General features: G+C 68.2%; 19 protein-coding genes. 10 read left to right on the top strand and 9 right to left on the bottom strand.

Features of this window, described 5'->3' with window-relative positions; translation table 11 throughout:
- Positions 1-77: 77 nt before the first annotated feature.
- The 4 genes from LFM09_RS26595 to LFM09_RS26580 all read right to left on the bottom strand — a co-directional run bounded on the left by LFM09_RS26595 (position 78) and on the right by LFM09_RS26580 (position 5,820).
- Positions 78-3,824: a S8 family serine peptidase gene (locus LFM09_RS26595; RefSeq protein ID WP_414099272.1), complete on the bottom strand. Its 3,747-nt coding sequence runs from the start codon at positions 3,822-3,824 to the stop codon at positions 78-80.
- Positions 3,825-4,003: 179 nt separating this feature from the next.
- On the bottom strand, positions 4,004-4,639 hold the full coding sequence (locus tag LFM09_RS26590) for a lamin tail domain-containing protein (RefSeq protein WP_414099271.1): 636 nt from the start codon (positions 4,637-4,639) through the stop codon (positions 4,004-4,006).
- A gap of 137 nt (positions 4,640-4,776) precedes the next feature.
- Complete coding sequence (locus LFM09_RS26585) at positions 4,777-5,214, bottom strand: lamin tail domain-containing protein (protein WP_414099270.1); 438 nt, start codon at positions 5,212-5,214, stop codon at positions 4,777-4,779.
- A 231-nt stretch (positions 5,215-5,445) separates the two neighbouring features.
- A complete protein-coding gene (locus LFM09_RS26580; RefSeq protein WP_414099269.1) occupies positions 5,446-5,820 on the bottom strand; it encodes a helix-turn-helix transcriptional regulator in 375 nt (124 codons plus the stop codon).
- A 212-nt stretch (positions 5,821-6,032) separates the two neighbouring features.
- On the opposite strand from LFM09_RS26580, the gene LFM09_RS26575 reads away from it, so the two are divergent.
- The 5 genes from LFM09_RS26575 to LFM09_RS26555 all read left to right on the top strand — a co-directional run bounded on the left by LFM09_RS26575 (position 6,033) and on the right by LFM09_RS26555 (position 10,124).
- Positions 6,033-6,443 (top strand): nuclear transport factor 2 family protein, encoded by a 411-nt coding sequence (locus tag LFM09_RS26575; RefSeq protein ID WP_414099268.1) that lies wholly within the window; start codon positions 6,033-6,035, stop codon positions 6,441-6,443.
- Positions 6,440-7,057, top strand: coding sequence for a ScbR family autoregulator-binding transcription factor (locus LFM09_RS26570; RefSeq protein WP_414099267.1), 618 nt, complete (start codon positions 6,440-6,442; stop codon positions 7,055-7,057). Before LFM09_RS26575 ends, LFM09_RS26570 begins: the two co-directional genes overlap by 4 nt.
- A 98-nt stretch (positions 7,058-7,155) precedes the next feature.
- A complete protein-coding gene (locus LFM09_RS26565; RefSeq protein WP_414099266.1) occupies positions 7,156-8,388 on the top strand; it encodes an ATP-grasp domain-containing protein in 1,233 nt (410 codons plus the stop codon).
- Between the two features lie 69 nt (positions 8,389-8,457).
- Entirely contained in the window at positions 8,458-9,717 is a 1,260-nt protein-coding gene (locus tag LFM09_RS26560) for a serine/threonine-protein kinase (protein WP_414099265.1), read from the top strand.
- Positions 9,714-10,124: a YkvA family protein gene (locus tag LFM09_RS26555; RefSeq protein WP_414099264.1), complete on the top strand. Its 411-nt coding sequence runs from the start codon at positions 9,714-9,716 to the stop codon at positions 10,122-10,124. Before LFM09_RS26560 ends, LFM09_RS26555 begins: the two co-directional genes overlap by 4 nt.
- On the opposite strand, the gene LFM09_RS26550 is transcribed toward LFM09_RS26555, so the two are convergent.
- From LFM09_RS26550 to LFM09_RS26535, 4 genes are all read right to left on the bottom strand, one after another.
- A complete protein-coding gene (locus tag LFM09_RS26550; RefSeq protein WP_414099263.1) occupies positions 10,121-10,786 on the bottom strand; it encodes an HAD family hydrolase in 666 nt (221 codons plus the stop codon). The genes LFM09_RS26555 and LFM09_RS26550 overlap by 4 nt on opposite strands.
- Positions 10,787-10,807: 21 nt before the next feature.
- Positions 10,808-12,115 (bottom strand): wax ester/triacylglycerol synthase family O-acyltransferase, encoded by a 1,308-nt coding sequence (locus tag LFM09_RS26545; RefSeq protein ID WP_414099262.1) that lies wholly within the window; start codon positions 12,113-12,115, stop codon positions 10,808-10,810.
- Between the two features lie 61 nt (positions 12,116-12,176).
- The gene (locus LFM09_RS26540) at positions 12,177-13,076 is read right to left on the bottom strand and encodes an anti-sigma factor RsbA family regulatory protein (RefSeq protein ID WP_414099261.1); all 900 of its coding nucleotides are present in this window, start codon (positions 13,074-13,076) and stop codon (positions 12,177-12,179) included.
- 100 nt (positions 13,077-13,176) lie between these two features.
- Positions 13,177-13,995: a hypothetical protein gene (locus tag LFM09_RS26535; RefSeq protein WP_414099260.1), complete on the bottom strand. Its 819-nt coding sequence runs from the start codon at positions 13,993-13,995 to the stop codon at positions 13,177-13,179.
- A gap of 146 nt (positions 13,996-14,141) precedes the next feature.
- Between LFM09_RS26535 and LFM09_RS26530 the strand changes: the two genes are divergently transcribed.
- Positions 14,142-14,900: an alpha/beta fold hydrolase gene (locus LFM09_RS26530; RefSeq protein WP_414099259.1), complete on the top strand. Its 759-nt coding sequence runs from the start codon at positions 14,142-14,144 to the stop codon at positions 14,898-14,900.
- On the opposite strand, the gene LFM09_RS26525 is transcribed toward LFM09_RS26530, so the two are convergent.
- Entirely contained in the window at positions 14,897-15,436 is a 540-nt protein-coding gene (locus LFM09_RS26525; RefSeq protein WP_414099258.1) for an MOSC domain-containing protein, read from the bottom strand. The two genes, LFM09_RS26530 and LFM09_RS26525, sit on opposite strands and share 4 nt — an antisense overlap.
- 287 nt (positions 15,437-15,723) lie before the next feature.
- Here LFM09_RS26525 and LFM09_RS26520 point away from each other — a divergent pair, with 287 nt between their 5' ends.
- The 4 genes from LFM09_RS26520 to LFM09_RS26505 all read left to right on the top strand — a co-directional run bounded on the left by LFM09_RS26520 (position 15,724) and on the right by LFM09_RS26505 (position 20,357).
- On the top strand, positions 15,724-16,719 hold the full coding sequence (locus LFM09_RS26520; RefSeq protein WP_414099257.1) for a LacI family DNA-binding transcriptional regulator: 996 nt from the start codon (positions 15,724-15,726) through the stop codon (positions 16,717-16,719).
- A gap of 115 nt (positions 16,720-16,834) precedes the next feature.
- The gene (locus tag LFM09_RS26515; RefSeq protein WP_414099256.1) at positions 16,835-18,475 is read left to right on the top strand and encodes an ABC transporter substrate-binding protein; all 1,641 of its coding nucleotides are present in this window, start codon (positions 16,835-16,837) and stop codon (positions 18,473-18,475) included.
- Positions 18,475-19,380: an ABC transporter ATP-binding protein gene (locus LFM09_RS26510; protein WP_414099255.1), complete on the top strand. Its 906-nt coding sequence runs from the start codon at positions 18,475-18,477 to the stop codon at positions 19,378-19,380. Before LFM09_RS26515 ends, LFM09_RS26510 begins: the two co-directional genes overlap by 1 nt.
- Positions 19,377-20,357, top strand: coding sequence for an ABC transporter permease (locus tag LFM09_RS26505; protein ID WP_414099254.1), 981 nt, complete (start codon positions 19,377-19,379; stop codon positions 20,355-20,357). Before LFM09_RS26510 ends, LFM09_RS26505 begins: the two co-directional genes overlap by 4 nt.

The following is a 20,357-nucleotide window of genomic DNA, read 5'->3' as shown; positions in this document are numbered from 1 at the left end:
CAGACCCGCTTCCAGGCGGGTCTCCCCGCCGCGGCACGGGGCGCGGGGTCCCTGCTACCCCAGCCCCAGGATCGGCCTCAGCCCCCGGAGTGAGTGCGGAAGGCCTTCTGCATGGTCTGCGTGACCGTGTTGCCCGCGCCGTCGCGGGCTTCGGTGCGCAGCCACACGTCGCCGGTGGGCTGGTCGATCGTGACCTGCCAGCGGTCGCCGCTCGGCTGGATCGCCGCCTGCCGCCACGTCCTGCCATCGTCCCCTGACCACTGCACCTTCACGAGGGTGATGGGTGCGTTGTTGGACGCGTGCACGTGATAGACGAACGGCTTGCCTGCCGGTGCGGAGTTCGTGAGATCGAGCGGCAGGTCGTGGCGTAGCCGGATGAGCGGCTGGAACTGACAGGTCGCCTGGCCCGCGTGGCAGGAGTACCCGAGCGGGGGCGTGTTCTGCGAGCGGTAGGACTGGAAGGTCCACGAAGTCTCGGTGCGCGGGGCGAGGGTGAACAGCACCGGGTTGACCGCGCCCGTGACGGCTCCCGGTGTGTGGGTCTCGACCGCATCGAGGCGGTAGGTCGCCTTCTCCGGGGCCATCTGGAAGGTCGGGTAGAACGCCAGCGGCTCCTGGTTCGCCGGTATCTCGGTGTTGCCCCGGAACAGCCTGATCTTGGTTGTCGTGAAGAACTTGCTGTTCTGATAGGGGTTCGTGTAGTGGCCAGGACTGTCATCGGCCCACTGCAGCGCCGGGACGAACGTGTCCCCCGCCCGGCAGTTCGAGCACAGCTGCCGCCACGCCCCTCCCGCGGCGGGGTAGCGGGCCGGGTGGTCGGACGGCAGCTCGATCGCGGTGCTGTGCATCGGGCCGGCGAACCACCGTTCGGTGGCGGGCGCGGCACCGGCGCGGAACACGTTCTCCTGGAACATGGTCATCACCGCGCGCTGGCCCTTGGCGTCGGTTCCGCTCAGCGTCACATGTCGTTTCCAGACGATCCGGTCATCGGCGGGGCCGATGTACTCCGTCCACGCCGCGGGTGGGGTGAACGTGGTGCCGCGCATGACCTGCATCTGCCACAGGCCGGTCGGGAACGGGAACCACGTCTTCTGCACGGTCAGGCCGGGCTTGTCGGCGTGGTAGGAGGTCCTGCGCTGGACGAGCTCGGCCGGGTCGACCACCGTGCGGTGGTTCTCCGGGATGCCGTTGGCGTCCAGGAAGCTCAGGTTGTACACCGCTTCCGGAGCCGGCTTGACGGTCAGCTTCACCGCGGTCTGCTTCGCGACGAACTCGCCGTCGGTGTTGCTCAGGCTCAACGACGGCAGTGCGGTGCTCGCCAGCCCCGTGAGCGGGAGTGCGCCTGCGGCGTCCACATAGGACAGAATCGCCTTCTTGCCCGCTTGTGCCGCGGCGGTTGCGGCGGCGTTCGCGGCCTTCACCATGTTGGCGGCGGTGTCGGGCTTGATCTTCACCAGGGCCGTGTCGCCGCCGACGGTCAGGTCGCGCTCACCTGACCACTTGGCTGACAGCACCGCGACATCTGCGTCGATCTGGAGCGTCCGGCCTCCCGAGACCGCGGTGACCGTCTCGGTCTGCAGCGTCACGTTGTCCTGCAACGAGATCGCACCTCGTTTCGCGGCGACGGCGGGCGTTGTGCGGATCTCCCACGGTGCCGAGCCGACGGAGGCGTAGGTCTCGGTGATCAGCGGCGGCCGTTCACCTTCGGCGGGTACCACGCGGCGCATGGTGACGGTGCGGTCGCGTTGCTCGGTCCGGCCCGGTGCCACGACCTCGACCGCCACGGTCTTGCGGGCGTCGAGTGCGACGGACGAAGCGCCGGTGATGCTGAGTTCCGGGGCGGCGAGCATGGACAGGCGGCGGGTTCCCGCGGTGTTCTCGGTCGCCCAGGTGACCGCCGAGTAGCGGCCGCTCGGCACGTTCGCGACGCCTTCGCCGTTCACGACGTCGAAGTAGAAGCTGAGCGTCTCGTCGAAGGGGTCGTTGACGTCGTCCCCGCCGTTGGAGTCGTCGATCAGCTGGCCGAACGCCGGTGCCGGTGGCCGTCCGGCCGTGTCGCGGACTTGCACCGACACCGGGAACGTCTGCGGCGCTTCGTACACGCTGACCGGGGTGCGCAAGCTGGTGCCCGCACCGGTGGCCGTGACCGTTCCGCCGTAAACGCCCGCCGGCCCCACCTCGGGGTCGAGGGTGAGCGTTGCCGAGGCCTTGCCCTTTGCCGGGACGGTCAGTCGCGCGGGGCTGAGCTTGAACCCTGTGGTGGACTTCCGGTCCCAGCCCTTGATCGTCGAGGTCAGGTCGAGGGTGAGTGCGGTGTCGGAGTCGTTGACGTACTGCAGTTCCCTGGTGAGCACGCCGTCAGCGCCGCGCTGGTAGCGGCCGAAGCTCGCCGACGCGGTGGCGGTGGCCTTCTGCGTGATCGCCCTGGCCACGTCGAGACGGCCGGCGCCCTGCTCGTACCACGGCATGCCGATGTCGGCGGCGCTGGTGACGAGCGCGTTCTTCAACATCTCCGCAGACCAGTCGGGGTGCTGCTGGGCGAGCAGCGCGGCCGCGCCCGCGACGTGCGGAGTGGCCATCGACGTGCCCGACCCGGCGGTGTAGTTGGCGTCGACCGGAGCGCCCATCGAGGTGTTCGCGGCGCGGGCGGCCACAACGCTGACGCCCGGCGCGGTGATCTCGGGCTTCACGTGGGCGTCGCCGATGCGCGGGCCGGTGCTGCTGAAGGGAGCCGGCTTGTTCTGCCGGTCTATCGCGCCGACGGTGAGGGCGGAGGTCGCGGCACCGGGAGAGGTGACCGAGCGGCCGGCCGGGCCGTTGTTGCCCGCCGCCACCACGAACAGCACCCCGGTCTCGGCGGAGAGCCGGTCGACCAGTGCGCTCAGATCGTCGGTGCCGTCCGTGACGTCGCCGCCGAGGCTGAGGTTGACGATCTTCGCTCCGGACCGGGCCGCCCACTCGACGCCGGCCATCACCTGGGAGGTGTCGGCTTCACCCGCGCCGTTGAACACCTTGGCGATCACCAGCTGCGCGGCCGGGGCAACGCCCTTGTACCTGCCCGCCGAACTCTGCCCGGTGCCGGCGACGGTCGCGGCGACGTGCGTGCCGTGGCCGTGCCGGTCGACGACGTCCGGCTCGTCGGAGAAGTTCTCCGCCGCGGTGATCTTCCCTGCGACGTCCGGGTGGTTCGCGTCGACACCGGTGTCGACGACGGCGACCGTGACACCGGTGCCGTCCAGGCCTGCCTTCCAGGCTTCCTGTGCGCCGATCTGCTTGGTGGTCTGGTCGAGCGTGAGGTGGATCGGGCGGTCGTACTTCACCCGTACACCGGACTTCACGCTCATGTCCAGCGAGCGCCAGAACTCCTGCGCCCTGGCCTTCTCCACCCGGATGCCGGACGCGTTGAGGCTGCTGATCCGGGTGTGGGCGTTGGCGGAGAAGCCACCGGTCACCAGGACCGGAACCGTGGCGGTGCGGTCGTCGGACTGACCGGTGCGCACGAGCTCGGTGACGTTGAAGAGAGTGCGTTCAACGGTTCCGGACGTGACGGCGCCGATCGCGTCCGACGGGTAGACGTGCAGGCCTTTCGCCGTCGTCATCATGTGGAAGGTCGGCTGCTCGCCTTCCCTTGGTGCCGCGTGGATCTCCGCGACTTTCCGGCCGTCCGAACGTTCGGTGTAGTCGACGACGTCACCGGTGATGAGCGTGATCCGGTGCGAAGCCTCGGATGTCTGCGCCTGCGGTGGTGATGGTGGCGCGGCGGACGCCTGTGGTGCGACCAGTGTTGCCGCGGCTGTGGCGAGTGCCAGAACTTGTCGAAACACGGCGCCCTCCTCGGTGATCAGTCACATGAGGATGAGGGGCCAGAAAACGTTGGGAAACAGGGAAAAGCGGCGGTTAGTCGCCGTTGGCGACTTCACGCCACACACGAACGTGCCCAGGCCGGCGAGGGGCGACGGCCTGGGCACTTCGATGCACCCGCTTGACGGTCAGAGCGTGGTGATCAGAAGGTGCGTTCCTGCAACGAGAAGTCGCGCTGGTTGTTGTTCGTGTCCTGGTTCAGCAGGTTGCGCGTGTTGGAGCCGGCGAGCTGCGCGGTGCGCTGGTTCTCGGGCTGCGCGTGGACGCCTTCCTTGGCGGCGCCGACCGCGGACGAGAACGCCACGCCATCGATCTTGAACGCCGTCGGGGCGGCGCTGCCGAAGATCGCGACACCACCGTGCGTCGGGATGCCTTCCTCACCGAGGAAACGCACCGGAAGAACGTTCGGAGTGCTTACGGTGCCGGAGAACTCGGCGCCGGTCAGCACGAGGCTGCTGCCGACGTTGTTCGCCGGTGCCAGCACGATCGACTCACCGGTGAGGTCGGTCAGCGGGATCGTCTGGATGACCTCGTTGCGCTGGTTGTAGATCTTGATCACCCAGTTGACCAGGTCGATCTGGTCGGACGTCGTGTTGATGATTTCGATCGCCTCGTCGAGCTGGCCGTTCGGTCCCATCGTGGAGACCTCGTTGATCAGCACCATCGGCAGCTGCATGACCTCGGGAGCCTCCGGCTCCTCAGCGGCCGTTGCCAAACCCGCGAACGCGATGGTGCTCGCGATTGCGAAAGCTGCGGCTCCGCCCAGCAGTCGACGCATTGTCGTGTCCCTTCGAGAAAGTGAATTCGGGGTATTTCTCGGTGGCGGCCTGTCGGTCGAGGGGAACGACCTGTCTTGCCGCCGGGACTGACTTTGCTCCGATTTGTTCGGGCTCGAAAGGGGCCATTGACGACTGGCTAGAGATTGTTTTCGCCGGGAGAAGGAATGCGGCAGGTGAAGTCCAGCGAGTTGCGATCCGTGTCCCGCGAGTCGCTGTCGCGGCCGAGCGAGGAATCGGCGCACGGGGTCGCGGCACCGTCTTCGCTGCACGGCGAGGAGGAGCTCAGTCCAACGCTGTCCGCGTGCGCGCCGTGCCGGTTTCGGGCGATTACTCCGGTGCCGTCCACGGTCTCCACCACGAGTCCGTTCGGGACCGTTCCGCTGAACGCGCTACCGACTATCACGAAGTATTCACCCGGTGGCAGCACGCTGTTGGGTGGGATGGTGGCGAGGATTCGCGGCGTACGACCCGCACACGTCTGGACCGCCCATCCTCCGAGGTCTGTGGAGGTGGAGCCGGTGTTGCGCAGTTCAACGAATCCGCTGGCGCCGAGAGCGATCTCGTTCACTTTCACAGGGGATACCCCTGGCGAGCTGCCGAACGCGCCGCCGGTGAGTAGCAGGAGTGTTGCGACGGTGTTTCCGAAAGGTGCCACAGATACGCAGTCTGGCCCCCTGTGCGCGAGCGCACAGGGGGCCAAAGGTCCTTCCTGCCTGGGACTTGTGGGGAGGGCGGCGTCGCGGCGGCCGCGGCGGCGCCGCCCTCCGGCGGGGCGGGCAGACCCCTGCCGCCTGCCCGCACTCCGCTAGGGGGAGTGGTCCTCTGCGTCGTCTTCCGGGTGGTCTTCCGCGCGGCTTCGGCGAGATTCCCGTTCGATCACCGCCGCCCGGTCGACCTCGGTGTGCGGCACGTCGAGCGCCGCGCTGATCCAGGCACGCCAGTAGGGGCCGGGAATGCGTTTGCCGCGTTCCCATCTCGACACTTCTTCACGAGTGACGCTGTCGTTTTGTGAGATCTCGCACAACAGGTCCGCGAGTTCGCGCTGGGTGAGGCCCTGCTCTCGCCGCGCCTGAGGAATCAAGGCGGTAATCGGCGGGGTGTCCTGGTGCTCGTGGGCTTGACGGACTGCCTTGAGCACGGTTCTGCTCCGTTTCAGTGTGATGGCGGGTGCGTCATCCACCCTGCACCAGAAGCCAGAAGTTCGGGCGGAGCATTGCGGTGATACCGACGGTCGTTGAAAGTTCGCGTACCACTGGAATCGTCCGATCGGATGTTTGGGTGAAACGCAGCTGGGCCAATGGGGTGTGCGCTCTCACATTGTGAGCCCGTGACTAGTGTAAGCAAGGCCGGGATCGTTGCGACAGCAATGACCGGGATGAGAAGGTGGAGAAAATGCTCTCGACGGTCGAAGTGGTGCAGGTGTTCCTGGCGCGACTCGCGGCACAGGACGCATCGGCCATCGCGCGGTTGTGCGCACCGACCGTGGAATGGGAGGCGCCGGAACCCAACGGCGCCCGCTGGGCATCGGGCCCGCGTACACGCCGCGAGGTCGAGTCCCAGTTCCTGACCTTGTTCGCCACGTTCGGCCTGGAGCAGCTCTCGGTGCGCCAGGTGATCGTCGACGGAGGGGACGCGGCCGTGGTCGGCTGTGCGCGCTGGCGGGTGATCGCCACGGGGGAACGGGTGGACCTGCGGTTCGCCGCTGTTCTTTCGGTGCACCTGGGGGAAATCGAGCAGTACTGGCAGATGCCGGACACGCTGGCGGCCGCTGCCGCGACGGGCGTCGTGCGGACCGAGGCATGAGCGCCAAACGGGAGAGATCGACGCACACGCGAGCCAAGCTCCTGCAAGCGGCCGCCGAGGTGTTCGACCGCGACGGGTTCGCCGGCTCCAGCCTCACCGCCGTGTGTGCACGAGCGGACGTTTCGAAAGGCGCGCTTTATTGCCACTTCCGCTCGAAGGAGGCACTCGGCGTCGCCATCATCGAGGAACAGTCCTTGCTGTGGCACCGGTTGCGCGACGAACAACTCCCCATCGCGTCGTCACCGATGCAGGCGCTGGTCGCGATGTCGTTCGAGTTCGTCCGCAGGCTGGACACCGATCTCACCGTGCGGGTGAGCGCGAAGCTGTTGCGGGAGGCCGTGTTCTTCGACGTCGCGGCCGCCGCTCAGGTCGTCGGCTGGGTCGCGGTCGTGCGGGACCTGCTGTCGCTCGCGCAGGAACACGGCGAGCTGCGGCCCGGGGTCAACGTGCGGCACGCGGCCGAGCAGCTCGTCGCCGAGTTGCTCGGGCTGCAGTTCGTGGCACAGGCGTTGAGCGGCGGCACTGATCTCAGCGTGCGGCTGGCGCGCGTGTGGAAGGCGACTTCTGGCTGCCTGGTGACAGAGTCCGTCTACGAAAAGCTGCGTTTCGAGTGACGGTCGTCTCGACCCAATCGAGACAGGAATGCCTGGTCAGGCCCGTGTTGTTGTGCTCCTCGTTCGGTAAGCATCTTTACGATCTTGGAGGAGCAGCGGTGGCGAGCATCGTCGTGGTGGATCCGTACTCGGCCGGCAAGGGCATCGCCCCGGCGTTCGCCGAGCGTGGCGTCGAAGCGATCGCGGTGCTGACGACGCCGGAACCACCGGCGGGGCTCGCCAAGTCGTGGATCCCGGAGAACTACCGCGAGGTCCACGTGCTCGGGGAGCTCGACGAACTCGCCGCGAAGCTCGCCGTGCACGAGCCGATCGCCGTCGTGCCGGGCACCGAGACCGGTGTGGAGACCGCGGAGACGTTGTCCGAGCTGATCGTGCCGGGCCGGTCGAACGTGCTGACCTCGTCGTCCGCGCGCCGGGACAAGTGGCAGATGGCCGTGGCACTGAGGTCGGCCGGCGTGCCACACCTGCGCCAGATCAGCTCCGACTCGGCCGACGCGGTGGCCGCGTGGTTGCTGCGGGAGGGTCTCACCGAGTCTCCGATCGTGCTGAAGCCGCAGGAGAGCGGCGGCACCGACGACGTGTTCGTGGCGCTGCCGGGTGATGACTGGCGCGCGAAGTTCAACCGGATCCTGGGCTGTGTTAACAAGCTGAACATCCGCAACGACAAGGTGCTCGTGCAGGAGCTCGCGGTCGGCACCGAGTACGAGGTCGACACCTACTCGATCGACGGTCAGCACGGCCTGGCCGCCGTCTGGCGCTACGCCAAGGAACGCCGGGGCGACCGGCTCGGCATCTACCTGTCCAACACGTTCGTCTCGCCCTCGGATCCCGTCGTGGACGTGCTCTTCGAGTACGTGTGCCAGGTGCTGGACGCGACGGGCGTGCGCAACGGGCCCGCGCACGTCGAGGTGATGATCACCGCCGACGGCCCGCGACTGATCGAGATCGGCGCGCGGCTGGCCGGGGCGGAGCAGCAGGAGCTGTCCTTCCTGGGCGCGCGGGAGAGTCAGATCACCCGAATGGTCCGCCACCGGGTGGATGAAGATTCGCGGGTCGAGCGGTACTCCCAGCACCAGCACGTGAAGTCGGTCTACCTGTCGTCGCCCGCGGCCGGGGTGCTGCAGAACGCCGCGCGGCTCGACTCGCTGGCGTCGTTGCTGCCGAGCTTCCAGCGCGACGTCATCCCGTATCGCGAGGGTTCCGAGGTGCCGCGCACCGATGATCTGTGGACGTCGTTGGGTTACGTGGTGCTCGCGACGACCGAGCTCGATCAGCTCGAGCGTGACGAGGCGCTGGTGCGGGAGATCGAAGCCGAACTGGTTGTAGTTTGATCTTCGGACGGCCTGGGTAGCCGGAATTCCACGTGACCGGTTAGGTTGCTGCGCAACGAGCGGAGGCTGATGAGCGAGCCCTGGGACAGCGACCTGACCGGTGCGGTGATCGACGACCGCTACGTGGTCGGCTCGCTGCTCGGCTCGGGTGGCATGGCCGAGGTCTATCGCGCCTACGACCGCTCGACGACCTCTTCCGTCGCGATCAAGATCTTCACCGGCCCCGGCCTGCCCGACGACGAGCTCCGGCTCCAGCGCGAGGCCACGATGCTGTCGTCGCTGGAGTGCCCCGGCATCATCCCGGTGTACGCGTCCGGGACGGTGTCCCGCCGCCCGTACTTCGTGATGCGCGAGATCACCGGCGGCACCCTGCGCCAGCGCATGCGCGAGCCGCTGCCGCCCCGGTTCGTCGCGCGGATCGGCAGCCAGATCGCCGCGGTCCTGGACCACGTGCACGGGCTGGGCGTCGTGCACCGCGACATCAAGCCGTCGAACATCCTGCTCGACGACGAGGAGAAGCAGGCGTACCTGGCGGACTTCGGCCTCGCGCTGGTGGCCGAGGTGACGCGGGTGACGACCTCCGGGGTGCTCGTGGGCACCGCCGGATATCTGGCGCCGGAACAGGTGCGCGGGTCGGACGTCGGGCCGCCCGCGGACGTGTACGCGCTGGGACTGGTGTTGCTCGAGTGCCTGACGGGACGTTCGGAGTACCCCGGCGGGGACGCCGAGGCGGCGCTGGCCCGGTTGGCTCGCGCACCGCGGATCCCGATCGACCTGCCGTTGGCCTGGGTGTCGTTGCTGTCCGCGATGACGGACATGGAGCCGTCGCGCCGACCTTCTGCTGCGCAGTGCTCACGGTCGTTGACGGCGGCCTTCGAGGCCAGCCGGGGGTTGCCGGCGTTGCTGCCGGACGCGGCTGTCTCCGAAGCTCCGCCCGTCGAGGTGCCACGGCAGCGGCGTGGCAAGCGTTTGGCGATCACCGGGGCCGCCGCGGTGGCCGTGGCGGCGGTCGCTGTCGCGGTGGCGAACCTGGGTGGCGGGGGAGAGGCACCGGCAGCCGACGAGCGCCAGCAGCAGCCGTCGACTCACGTGATCACCGTGGGGCCGTTGACGATCACGGTTACGCAGACCCCGGAGGACGCGCCCGGTGCGCCGAAGCCGGGCAACCCGGTCGTGGTGACGACCACGCCGGAGGAGCCGGCTACCAGCGCCGAGGAGACGACCAGCGCGGGGGAGCCGACCGAGGACACGACCTCGCGCACCAAGACCCGCGATCCGGATCGGCCCAGGCCCACGAAGACCAAGCCGTCGGACGTGCCGAAGCCTTGACCGGCTCGTTCTGGTGGGACCTGCTCATCGGTCTCGCCATCGCACTGCTGGTGACCTGGCTCGTTCTCGTGATCGCCCTGATCGTCGTACGCCCGCGCGGCGGCCTGCTGTCCGAAGCGCTGCGGGTGCTGCCGGACGTTCTGCGGCTCGTGCGCCGGCTCGCAGCCGACCGGTCGTTGCCGCGCGGTGTCCGCGTCCGGCTCTGGTTGCTGCTGGTCTACCTCGCGTTCCCGATCGACCTGGTGCCCGACTTCGTCCCGGTGCTGGGGTACGCCGACGACGCCATCATCGTCGTCGCTGTGCTGCGCGTGGTTGTGCGGCGGGCAGGGCTGGACGCGGTTCGTGCGCACTGGCCCGGTACGGAGGACGGTTTCGCGGTGGTCGTCCGGCTCGCGGGGCTGGCCTAGGCGTTCGGGTCGGTCACCTCGGCGTACGGCAGGTCGGAGAGTTCGACGCGCAGGGTGTCGAGGTCGGAGTAGACCGCTGATGCGCCGCGGTCGAGCAGCTCGTCCTCGCCGAACCCGCCGGTCAGCAGCCCGATCGAGGGCAGCCCGGCGCGGGCGGCGGCCTCGCAGTCCCACACCGAGTCGCCCACCACGACCGCGCGTGAGCCGTGCACCTCACGCAACGCCACCTCGATGAGGTCGGGCGCCGGCTTGCTGTCCTCGACGTCCTCGGACGACGTCCACGCCACGTCGCCGGGGTCGAGGAGCTTCAGGTAGTGCTCGATGTGCTTGCGCTTGCCCGAGCTCGCCAGCACCACGGTCAGCCCGAGGTCCGTGGCGGCGCGGACCAGCCGGTGCGCGCCCTCGAACGGCTGCACCTCGCCGATCATCTCGTCGAAGCACCGCTCCCACGCCTCGCGCACCGCGTCGCCGTGGTCCTGCTCCACCTTGTCGCCCGTGACGGCGGCCACCAGGCGGTCGCCGCCCATGCCGATCGAGCGGTGCACCTTCCACGCCGGCACGGTGACGTCGACGCTCCGGAACGCCCTCAGCCACGCCACCGTGTGGTGGTAGTTGGTGTCGACCAGGGTGCCGTCCACGTCGAGGACCAGGGTGTTGCTCATGCCGCCAGGTTTGCCCTGCCTCTACCTCGGCAAACCCACCAGCTCGCGGCTGTCCTGAAGGGACGCCACCTCAGTGCGCAGCACGCCGTCGAGCCACTGCGCGTCGGACATCCACGACTGGTTCGTGTTGATGCAGACATGCACTGAGGACCGGTACACCGACAGTGCGACGCCCACGGCGTGACCGGGGGCAACGGGGGCCACCGGGTACATCTCGCACAACCCGGCGCCGTCCAACGACAACGGCACGGACGGCAGCGGCACCGACGTCACCAGGGTGTCGAACAGCAGCGGCGCGCAGCGGGCGGCGACAGGCGCGGCCAGCCTGTGCACCAGCGGCGGCACCTTGTCGGCGAGCAGCGGCAGAGCACCGGCGCCGCGGTCGGATCCCAGGGCCTTCGCCGACTCCATCTGTTCCCGGACGGACCGCAGGCGCTCCAGCGGGTCCGCGAGACCGACCGGCAGCTCCACCAGGAACCCGGAGATCTGGTTGCCCGACGCCGCGTCGCCGGAGCGTGAGCGCTGGTTAACCGGAATCAGGGCGCGCACGACCGACGACGGGCCGGCGCTGTCGTGCGCGGAAAGCCAGTGCCGCAACGCACCGGTGACCAGCGCGAGCAACACGTCGTTCACCGTGCCGCCGTGCGCGCGCCGGATTCGGTGCACGTCCGCGAGATCCAGGCGTGACATCACCACGCGGCGCGGGCGGGTGGACGAGGTGAGCACCGGCGAGTTCAGCGTCGGCGGCTTGGTGTTCAGCAGCACCGAGGACGCGATGTCGAAAGTGTCCTTGATCCCGCGCAACGACGGCAGGGACGGCAGCGACGGGATGATCGACTTCTCGATCGGCGCCGGAGCGTCCGGAATGGACAGCCGCGACGGGTCGAAGAGCTGAAGTCCCAGGCCAACGGCCTTCATGCCGTCGCACAACGAGTGGTGCAGCTTGGCCACGACGGCGAACCGTCCACCCGCGAGACCGGTCACGACGTGCAGCTCCCACGGCGGGCGCGCGAGGTCGAGCGGCTGCGCCATGAGGTGGGAGACCAAGGTGGCGAACCGTTCCCGGCCGCGCACGTGGTGCGTGAAGACGTGATCCTCAGGCACGAAGCCGGGATCCTCCACCCACCGCGCTCCGCCCAGCAGCGACGTGCGGGCGCGTTGGCGCAGTCGAGGGATTTCGAGTGCGCGCTCGCACAGCACGGCGGCTACACGGGCCGGATGCACCGGAGTGGAGGGTGCGAAGGTCGCCACCGCGCCGAGGTGCAACGGATTGCTGTTGCCCTCCATGGCGAGGAAAGCGATGTCGAGGGGGGAGAGGTGCTCTGTCATAGATGTGCCAGGCAACCAGGTTCGCGTGTCGTACGCATTTCTATGAGATGGCGGCGACTCTCTACCGGCCCAAGTACACCCGAACGGTGGTGCCGCTGTGACTCGTGTGGGTGCGAACCAGGTCACACAACAGGTTCACCATCACGATCCCGAAGCCGGACAGGCCGGTGAACGAGGGCGGGAAACCCGTGCCCGAGTCGCTCACCTCACACACGACCGTGTCGCCCTCGCGCCACATCCGCAGCGTTCCGCGGCCCGACGCGTGCAGGATGCTGTTCGTCGCCAGCTCGTTCACCGCGAGCACCAGGTCGTCGACCTGCTCGCGGCGCAGCCAGGTCGCGTAGGCGAACACGAGCTTGCGCATGTGCGCCAGCGTGCCGACGGAGAAGACGTGTTCCTCGGCGTTCGACGGCGGCGGCGGTAACGGCACGTTGTACCGGTCGACCAGCCCGGCCGGGTCGGTGTACCACTCGCTCGCGACCCGTTTGGCGCCGTCTATGACGACCGGGTGCGTGCGCCGGGCGTCCTCCAGCACGTGGCTCGGCAGAGATGTCGCGTTGTACGGACACAGCAGAGTGGCGTTGCGCCCCTCGAAGGCCGTGTTGATCAACGCCTCGTGCTGCAGGCACGCCGGGTACTCCAGCTCGCTGCGGCCCGGCCAGATCGGTTCGCCGACCATCCGGACCCGGCGCTGAGGAGTGCTCGCGCTGAACGCCATCAGCACGCCGGGGATGATCCGGCCGGGGTTGCGGCCGGCCTCGGTCATGTCGATGAAGTGGACGTGGTCGGCCTGGCGACCCAACCGGCCGCGCAGCAGCGCGATGCTCGCCTCGGGTACCGCCACCAGCACGGGCTCGCCCCTGCTCACGCCGTCCGTGACGAATCTGGCCGTACCGGAGAGGAAGTCGTCCTCGTCGCGGTAGAACAGGGCTTCGTGCGCGAACGGACTGGCGGAGTTCATCGGCGTCCCGGGGTCGGTGGCTCGGGCAAGCCCTCATTCTGCTCCTCGTAACAGTGTTTCGGCCGGGGCCAGGCCGGTGGTTTGTTGCACACCGCAGGGCTCAATAGGTGAACGTGAAGTCCGCGGAACCCGCCGAAAGACTGTTGCGCATCTGCCATTCACGCTTGCCGTCCACGATTCGCACGATGCCGATCGAGTCGGTGCCGTCGCCATTCCAGTCGCCGGTGAGCTGACAGTCGGTATTTCCGGCCCCGAACGTGAAGTTGCGGTTGGCGGATCCGGCGTTGGCGCTGTCGCGGAGTTTCCACTCCAGACCGGTGGCGCGGTGCGTGGTGCCGATGCCGTCGCCGCCACGGCCATCCCAGTCGCCGGCCTGCGGGCCGTCGCCCTTCGCGCCGTGGTTGAAGATCGTGAACGGCGACCCGGCGTCGGCGCTCTGCCGCAGCTGCCACTGCAGGTTGTTGCCGGACACCCGGTTCACGCCGATGCCGTCACCGTTCTTCCCGTCCCAGTCACCCGCGACCGGGATGTCGGACGCGCTGGTGCCGAACGTGAAGTCGGCGTCCGGCGGGCCGAGCTGCAGGGTGTTGCGCAGCTGCCAGCGCAGGTTCTTGTCCTTGTTGATGACGACGCCCACGCCGTCACCGTTCTTCGCGTCCCAGTCGCCGACCACCGGCATCGCGCCCTTGGGCCCGAACGTGAACTGGACGTCGACCGGGCCCGAACCGGGATCGTTGCGCAGGAACCACTCCAGCCCGGCGTCGGACTCCTGCACGATGCCGGGCCCGTGGACGCCGTCGCCGTCCCAGTCGCCGCTGATCATCCACTGGTTGCCGAAGCGGCAGAGGCTCGCGAACGTGCCGGCGTCGTCGGCCGGTGCGGGAGCGGTGAGGGCGAGCACGAGGATCAATGCCTTCATGGCTGTCATCCCAGCGCGTTTGAAGCGTCTTGTTTCGACCTCTGGCCGTTCGCAACGTCCCGTCACGCGTCCGGCCGAGTCCGTCTGGCTCCATCCGAGGTGGATTCGGGGTGCGGCCAGGGAAAACACCCTGCAGACTCGCACCGTTGAGTGAGGAGGTGACCCCGGTGATCCCGCATCACACGCTGACCGGACCGGACGACGCACCGGTGCTCGTGCTGGGCAACGCACTCGGCACGACCACCGAGCTGTGGCGCGAGTTCGCACTCCCGTTCCGCTTGCTGCGTTTCGACCACCGAGGTCACGGCGGCAGCGCGCCGGTGGACGGCCCGTGTTCGATCGAGACACTCGCGTCCGACGTGGTGGAGCTGCTGGACCACTTGGAACTGCGCCAGGTGCACTACTGCGGCGTGTCACTCGGCGGCATGGTCGGCATGTGGCTCGCCGCGCACACCGACCGGATCTCCAGGCTGGCGCTCGTGTGCACGGCGGCGTGGTACCCGGACAAGTCCGGTTGGGACGAACGGATCAGCACGCTGCGCTCGTTCGGGATGGAGCCCCTCGCGGACACGATCGTCTCCCGCTGGTTCACGCCCGCGTTCGCGCCGGCCGTCGTCGCGCACTTCCGGTCCGAGCTGCTGAAGGTCGACGTGCCGTCCTACCTCGCCTGCGCCGAGGCGATCAGGGACATGGACCTGCGGCCGGATCTCGCGAAGATCGACGTGCCGACGGTGGTGATCGCGGCCGCGCAGGACCACGCGACGCCGCCGGAGTTCGCCCGGCACATCGCGGACGACCTGCCGGACTCGGACCTCTACATCGTCGGCGACGCCGCACATCTGGCCGTCGTCGAGGCACCGCGCACGATCTCGGTGATCCTCGACGGGCACTTCGGGACCGACTAGACCTTTTCGAGCGGCTTGTGCGGCTCGGGTGGCAGTTCCACGCGGATCTCGTCGCCGGGGCGCACCACGCCGCCGACGAGCACGACCGACATGATTCCCGCGCGCCGGATCAGCCCGCCGTCGGGACCCTTGGTCACGACCTCCTTGAGCAGCCCGGCCGAGAAACCCTCGATCTGCACGCACGGGTTGCGCAGCCCGGTCACCTCGACCACGGCCTCGGAACCCAGGTGCAGCAGCGTTCCCGTGGGCAGGCCGAGCAGGTCGATGCCGCGCGTCGTCACGTTCTCGCCGATCGCGCCCGGCTCGACCGCGAAACCCTTGTCCCGCAACTCGTCGAACAGCTCGGCGTGCATCAGGTGCACCTGGCGCAGGTTCGGCGCCGTCGGGTCCTGCCTGACCCGCGACCTGTGCTTCACCGTGACGCCCTGGTGGACGTCACCCTCGACACCGAGCCCTTCGAGAAGCGTGATGCTCTCCCGCACGGGCTTGGTGAACGTGTACTCCTCGCTGCGGCTTACGGCCGTTACAACCCCCATGAATCCGATTGTGCCCGATCAGCACCCGCAGACCCCCGGTTCGTCCGGATGCACCGTTCGATGGTCCGTTCGGCCGAGCCGCACCGGAAACGCGGATTCGATCAAGTTGTCTCAATTCGGCTCACCCGATCGGGGTTTACCTGCGATGATGGGAGAGGCCGTGGAAACGCTCCCACGAACTTCCGTCTGGAGTCTTGACTAATCCTCACGTCAGGCTGTTGACTCCGTCACACCTCGTCGGAACCGGTACCGAAACCGGTTTCAGAGGCGGCGGAAGGAAGTTCGGCATGCGTGTCACGATCGCAGAGGTCGCCCAACGCGCCCAGGTGTCCAAAGCGACCGTGTCACGTGTGCTGAACGGTAAGCCGGACGTCGACGCGAGCACGGCCCAGCGCGTTCGCAAGGTCATCGACGAGATCGGCTACGTGCCCAGCGCACGCGCCGTCGGCCTGGCGCGGGGTCGCACCCGCACGGTCGGCATGCTCGCCCCGTCGCTCACATGGCCGTGGATGGGCGAGGTCCTGCAGGGCATCGTCGACACCCTCGAGGCCGACGGCTACGGCCTGCTGCTCTACACGATCAACCGCGGACCGGAGTCGCTGAACCAGTTCGCGAACCACGTGTCCGCCAACGCTTTCGACGGCCTGCTCGTGGTCGAGCCGCCGGACACCCTGCACTACATCTCCACGCTCTACCGGGCCGGTCTGCCGGTCGTCATGATCGACGATCGCGGCTCGCACCCGGAGTTCCCCTCGGTGACGACGACGAACCGGCAGGGAGGCGCGGATGTCGCACGGCATCTCGTCGCGGCCGGCCGTCGCAGGTTCGCCGTCGTCACCGGGCCACCGCACTTCGGGTGCACTCAGGCGAGGCTGGACGGGTTCCGGCTCGCTTTGGCGGAAGCGGGCCTGACGCTGCACCCGGACCTCATCGTCGACGGCGACTTCACCACCGAGGGTGGAGAAGTCGCCGTCGACAAGCTCATCGCGAGCGGAATCCCGTTCGACGCGGTGTTCGCGCACAACGACCTCTCGGCGGTCGGCGTGCTCAGGGCGCTGCGCGAGGCAGGCCGGTCCGTCCCCGAGGACGTGTCCGTGGTCGGCTTCGACGACGTCCCGGTCGCGGGACACACCGAACCCCGGCTGACGACGATCCGCCAGCCGTTGCAGGAGATGGGCGCCGCCGCCGCGCGGATGTTGCTCTCCACGCTCGAGGGACAGCCGATGCCCGACCACCCGCTGGTGCTGCCGACCTCGTTGATCGTGCGCGAATCCGCGCCCTGACCCACCTGCACCACCACAACTGAACGAACGCACCGGGCCAACGCACGCGGTCCGGTGAGTTCGCCGTACGCATGAGAGAGCGCTCTCATGCACCGTCGTATCGGGAGATTCCCCCATGCGCAGAACAATCATCGTCGCGTTGGCACTGGCGCTCGCGGCGACAGGTTGCTCCTCCGGCGGCGCCACCAAGGCCTCCGGGGTGTTGACCGTGGGCATGCCCAACGGGCCGCTGACCGAGAACCACAACCCGTTCCTGCCCACGTCGGCGGCGGGTTCGCTCGGCTACCGCTACGTGATCTACGAGCCGCTCGCGTTCGTGAACAACACGCGGCCCACGCAGGAGCCAGTCCCGTGGCTCGCGACGAAGTGGGACTGGGCGGACAACTACAAGAAGGTCACCTTCACGCTCCGGGAGAACGTGAAGTGGTCCGACGGCAAGCCGATGACGGCGGCCGACGTGGCGTTCTCGTTCGAGCTGCTGAAGAAGTTCCCGGCGCTCAACAACCGCGACTCGCTCAAGCACGACACCGCGGTCGCGACGCCGGACGGCAAGGTCGAGGTCACGTTCCCGACCCCGCAGTTCGTGAACAAGAACAAGGTCATCAGCGCCATGGTGGTGCCCCAGCACGTCTGGAGCACGGTCCAGGACCCGACGACCTACACGAACCCGAACCCGGTCGGCACCGGCCCGTACCAGGTGAAGTCGTTCACCTCGCAGACCGTCACGGTCAGCAGGCGCACCGAGTACTGGCAGGAACTGCCCAAGGTTCCGGAGATCCAGTACACCTCGTACAACGACAACACGGCGCAGACCACCGCGCTGGCGTCGGGCGCGAGCCAGTGGTCGTACGTCTTCATCCCGGACTACCAAAAGCTGTACGTGGACAAGGACCCGAAGAACCACAAGCTGTGGTTCCCGTCGGGCCTCGGCATCCACGGCCTGTGGCTCAACACCACCATCGCGCCGTTCGACAACGCGGCGCTGCGGGCGGCGATGAGCGACGTGATCGACCGCGAGGCGATCTTCGTGCGCGGTGAGGCACGGCTGTTCCCGAAGCTGGAGTCGCCGACGGGCATGCCGTTGCCGGCCGGTGAGTCGTTCCTCGCGCCGGACTACAAGACCGCGCGCTACGAGATCAGCGTCGACAAGGCCAAGCAGAAGCTGACCGCGGCCGGGTTCACCCTGGACGGTGGCGTGCTCAAGGCACCGGGCGGCAAGCCCGTCACGATCGAGCTCACCAACCCGTCCGGCTGGTCGGACTACCTGACCGTGCTCGACATCATCAAGAACGACCTCAAGAAGATCGGCATCGAGGCCACCGTGCGCACGCAGACCGCGGACGCGTGGACCACCGACTTCGCGAACGGCGCGTTCCAGGGCTCGCTGCGGTGGACCAACACCGGTGCCACGCCGTACGAGATGTACCAGAACATCATGGACGGCGCGGAGATCAAGGCGATCGGGCAGACCGCGGCGGTGAACTTCGGCCGCTACAACAACCCGGAGGCCACGGCCGCGCTGGCCGCGTACGCGAACGCCGCCGACGACGCGACGCGGGCCACGAGTCTCGCGACGCTGCAGAAGATCATGGTGGAGCAGGTGCCGATGATCCCGACCTCGGCCGGTCCGATCGGCGCCGAGTACAGCACGAAGAGCTGGGTCGGCTGGCCGTCCGAGGAGGACCCGTACGGTCCGCCGCAGGCCACGCTGCCAAACGCCCTGCAGATCGTCATGAAGTTGAAGCCGGCTGCGTAATGGATGACGTCGCGCTGGAAGCGAAAGGTCTGGTCAAGACCTACAAGCGCGTGCGCGCGGTGCAGGACGTCTCCATCGTCCTGCGCCGCGGGCGCGTGACCGCCCTCGTCGGCGAATCGGGATCAGGCAAGTCGACGGTGGCGAAGCTGCTGGCGCGGCTGGTGGAGCCCACCGAGGGGGAGATCCTGCTCGACGGCAGGAAGGTGCGACGGGTCCGGGAGTACCGGCGCAAGGTCCAGATGGTGTTCCAGGACCCGTTCGCATCGCTCAACCCGATCCACACGATCAGATACCACCTCGTGCGGCCGTTGAAGATTCACAAGCGGACGGAGACGCCGGAGGAGCTCATGGAGCGGGTGCAGCTGCCCGCTGACTTCCTCTCGCGTTACCCGCACGAGCTCTCCGGTGGCCAACGGCAGCGCGTGGCGATCGCGCGAGCGCTTGCGGCCCACCCGGAGGTGCTGCTGGCCGACGAGCCGGTGTCCATGTTGGACGTCTCCATCCGGCTCGGCGTGCTGAACCTGTTGCTGGACCTGAAGGAACGGCTGCGGCTCGCGGTCCTCTACATCACGCACGACATCGCGTCGGCGCGGTACTTCGCGGACGAGACGTTCGTGATGTACGGCGGGCAGATCGTCGAGGGTGGCGACAGCGAGACCGTGACGCAGCGGCCGGCGCACCCGTACACGCAGCTGCTGATCGAGTCCGCGCCGGATCCCGAACGGGCCGTGGTCGCGCTGGACGCGCCGTCGGAGGAGGTCGCCGCGGTGTCGGCGGGCTGCCAGTTCGCGCCGCGGTGCCCGAAGGTCCAGTCACGTTGCTGGACCGACGCGCCGCCGCGCACGGAGGTCGACTCCTACGGGCACTGGGCGGCGTGCTGGCTGTACGTGGAGGCGGCCGCATGACGTTCCTGCTGCGCCGCGCGGTGTTCTACCTGATCACGCTGTGGGCGGCGATCACCGCGAACTTCCTGCTGCCGCGCCTGCTGCCGGGTGACCCGGTGCAGGCGATGATCACCAAGCTCGGTGGTCGGCTGAACAGCGACGCGATGGCGTCGCTCTACATCCTGTTCGGATTGGACGAGAAGAAGTCGATATGGGAACAGTACGTCGAATACTGGGGCACGCTCCTGCGTGGTGATCTCGGGCTGTCGTTCACCTTCTTCCCGACACCGGTCTCGGAAGTGCTGTCGCAGTCGCTTCCGTGGACGCTCGGGCTGGTCGGTGTCACGACGGTCATCGCGTTCCTGCTGGGCACTCTGGCTGGTGTGTACGCGGGGTGGAAGCGCGGATCGTGGATGGACTCGCTCATCCCCGTGACGACGTTCCTGTCGTCGATCCCGTACTTCTGGCTCGGGCTGATCGCGATCTCGTTGTTCTCCGTGACGTGGCCGCTGCTACCGGCCTCCGGTGGTTACGCGGCCGGGCTCGTGCCGGAGTTCTCCTGGGAGTTCGTCGGCAGCGTGCTGGAGCACGCGGTGCTGCCCGGTGTCACGATCATCGTGTCGTCGGTCGCCGGGTGGATCCTGGGCATGCGCAACATGATGGTGACGGTCACGGCCGAGGACTACGTGCTGGTCGCGCGGGCCAAGGGGTTGTCGCAGAAGCGGATCATGTTCGCCTACGCCGCTCGTAACGCCGTGCTGCCGTCGATCTCCGGGTTCGCGCTGTCGCTCGGTTTCATCGTCGGCGGCGCGTTGCTGGTGGAGATGGTGTTCTCCTACCCCGGCCTGGGCTACGTGCTGTTCCAGGGCATCGGTGCGAAGGACTACCCGTTGATGCAGGGCGTGTTCCTGGTGATCACACTGGCGGTGCTGGTGGCGAACCTGCTCGCGGACGTCGGGTACCTGCTGCTCGACCCGCGCACGCGGCGGGAGGGCTGA

The sequence above is a fragment of the Lentzea alba genome (assembly GCF_047445655.1).
Classification (GTDB): domain Bacteria; phylum Actinomycetota; class Actinomycetes; order Mycobacteriales; family Pseudonocardiaceae; genus Lentzea; species Lentzea alba_A.
This window is presented reverse-complemented; position numbering and strand designations above follow the sequence as displayed.

Bases quoted from the DNA above. Each gene is read 5' to 3' on its own strand.
- LFM09_RS26590 (WP_414099271.1), bottom strand. From the start codon at position 4,639: ATGCGTCGACTGCTGGGCGGAGCCGCAGCTTTCGCAATCGCGAGCACC.
- LFM09_RS26575 (WP_414099268.1), top strand. From the start codon at position 6,033: ATGCTCTCGACGGTCGAAGTGGTGCAGGTGTTCCTGGCGCGACTCGCG.
- LFM09_RS26570 (WP_414099267.1), top strand. From the start codon at position 6,440: ATGAGCGCCAAACGGGAGAGATCGACGCACACGCGAGCCAAGCTCCTG.
- LFM09_RS26560 (WP_414099265.1), top strand. From the start codon at position 8,458: ATGAGCGAGCCCTGGGACAGCGACCTGACCGGTGCGGTGATCGACGAC.
- LFM09_RS26550 (WP_414099263.1), bottom strand. From the start codon at position 10,786: ATGAGCAACACCCTGGTCCTCGACGTGGACGGCACCCTGGTCGACACC.
- LFM09_RS26545 (WP_414099262.1), bottom strand. From the start codon at position 12,115: ATGACAGAGCACCTCTCCCCCCTCGACATCGCTTTCCTCGCCATGGAG.
- LFM09_RS26540 (WP_414099261.1), bottom strand. From the start codon at position 13,076: ATGAACTCCGCCAGTCCGTTCGCGCACGAAGCCCTGTTCTACCGCGAC.
- LFM09_RS26535 (WP_414099260.1), bottom strand. From the start codon at position 13,995: ATGAAGGCATTGATCCTCGTGCTCGCCCTCACCGCTCCCGCACCGGCC.
- LFM09_RS26525 (WP_414099258.1), bottom strand. From the start codon at position 15,436: ATGGGGGTTGTAACGGCCGTAAGCCGCAGCGAGGAGTACACGTTCACC.
- LFM09_RS26520 (WP_414099257.1), top strand. From the start codon at position 15,724: ATGCGTGTCACGATCGCAGAGGTCGCCCAACGCGCCCAGGTGTCCAAA.
- LFM09_RS26515 (WP_414099256.1), top strand. From the start codon at position 16,835: ATGCGCAGAACAATCATCGTCGCGTTGGCACTGGCGCTCGCGGCGACA.
- LFM09_RS26510 (WP_414099255.1), top strand. From the start codon at position 18,475: ATGGATGACGTCGCGCTGGAAGCGAAAGGTCTGGTCAAGACCTACAAG.
- LFM09_RS26505 (WP_414099254.1), top strand. From the start codon at position 19,377: ATGACGTTCCTGCTGCGCCGCGCGGTGTTCTACCTGATCACGCTGTGG.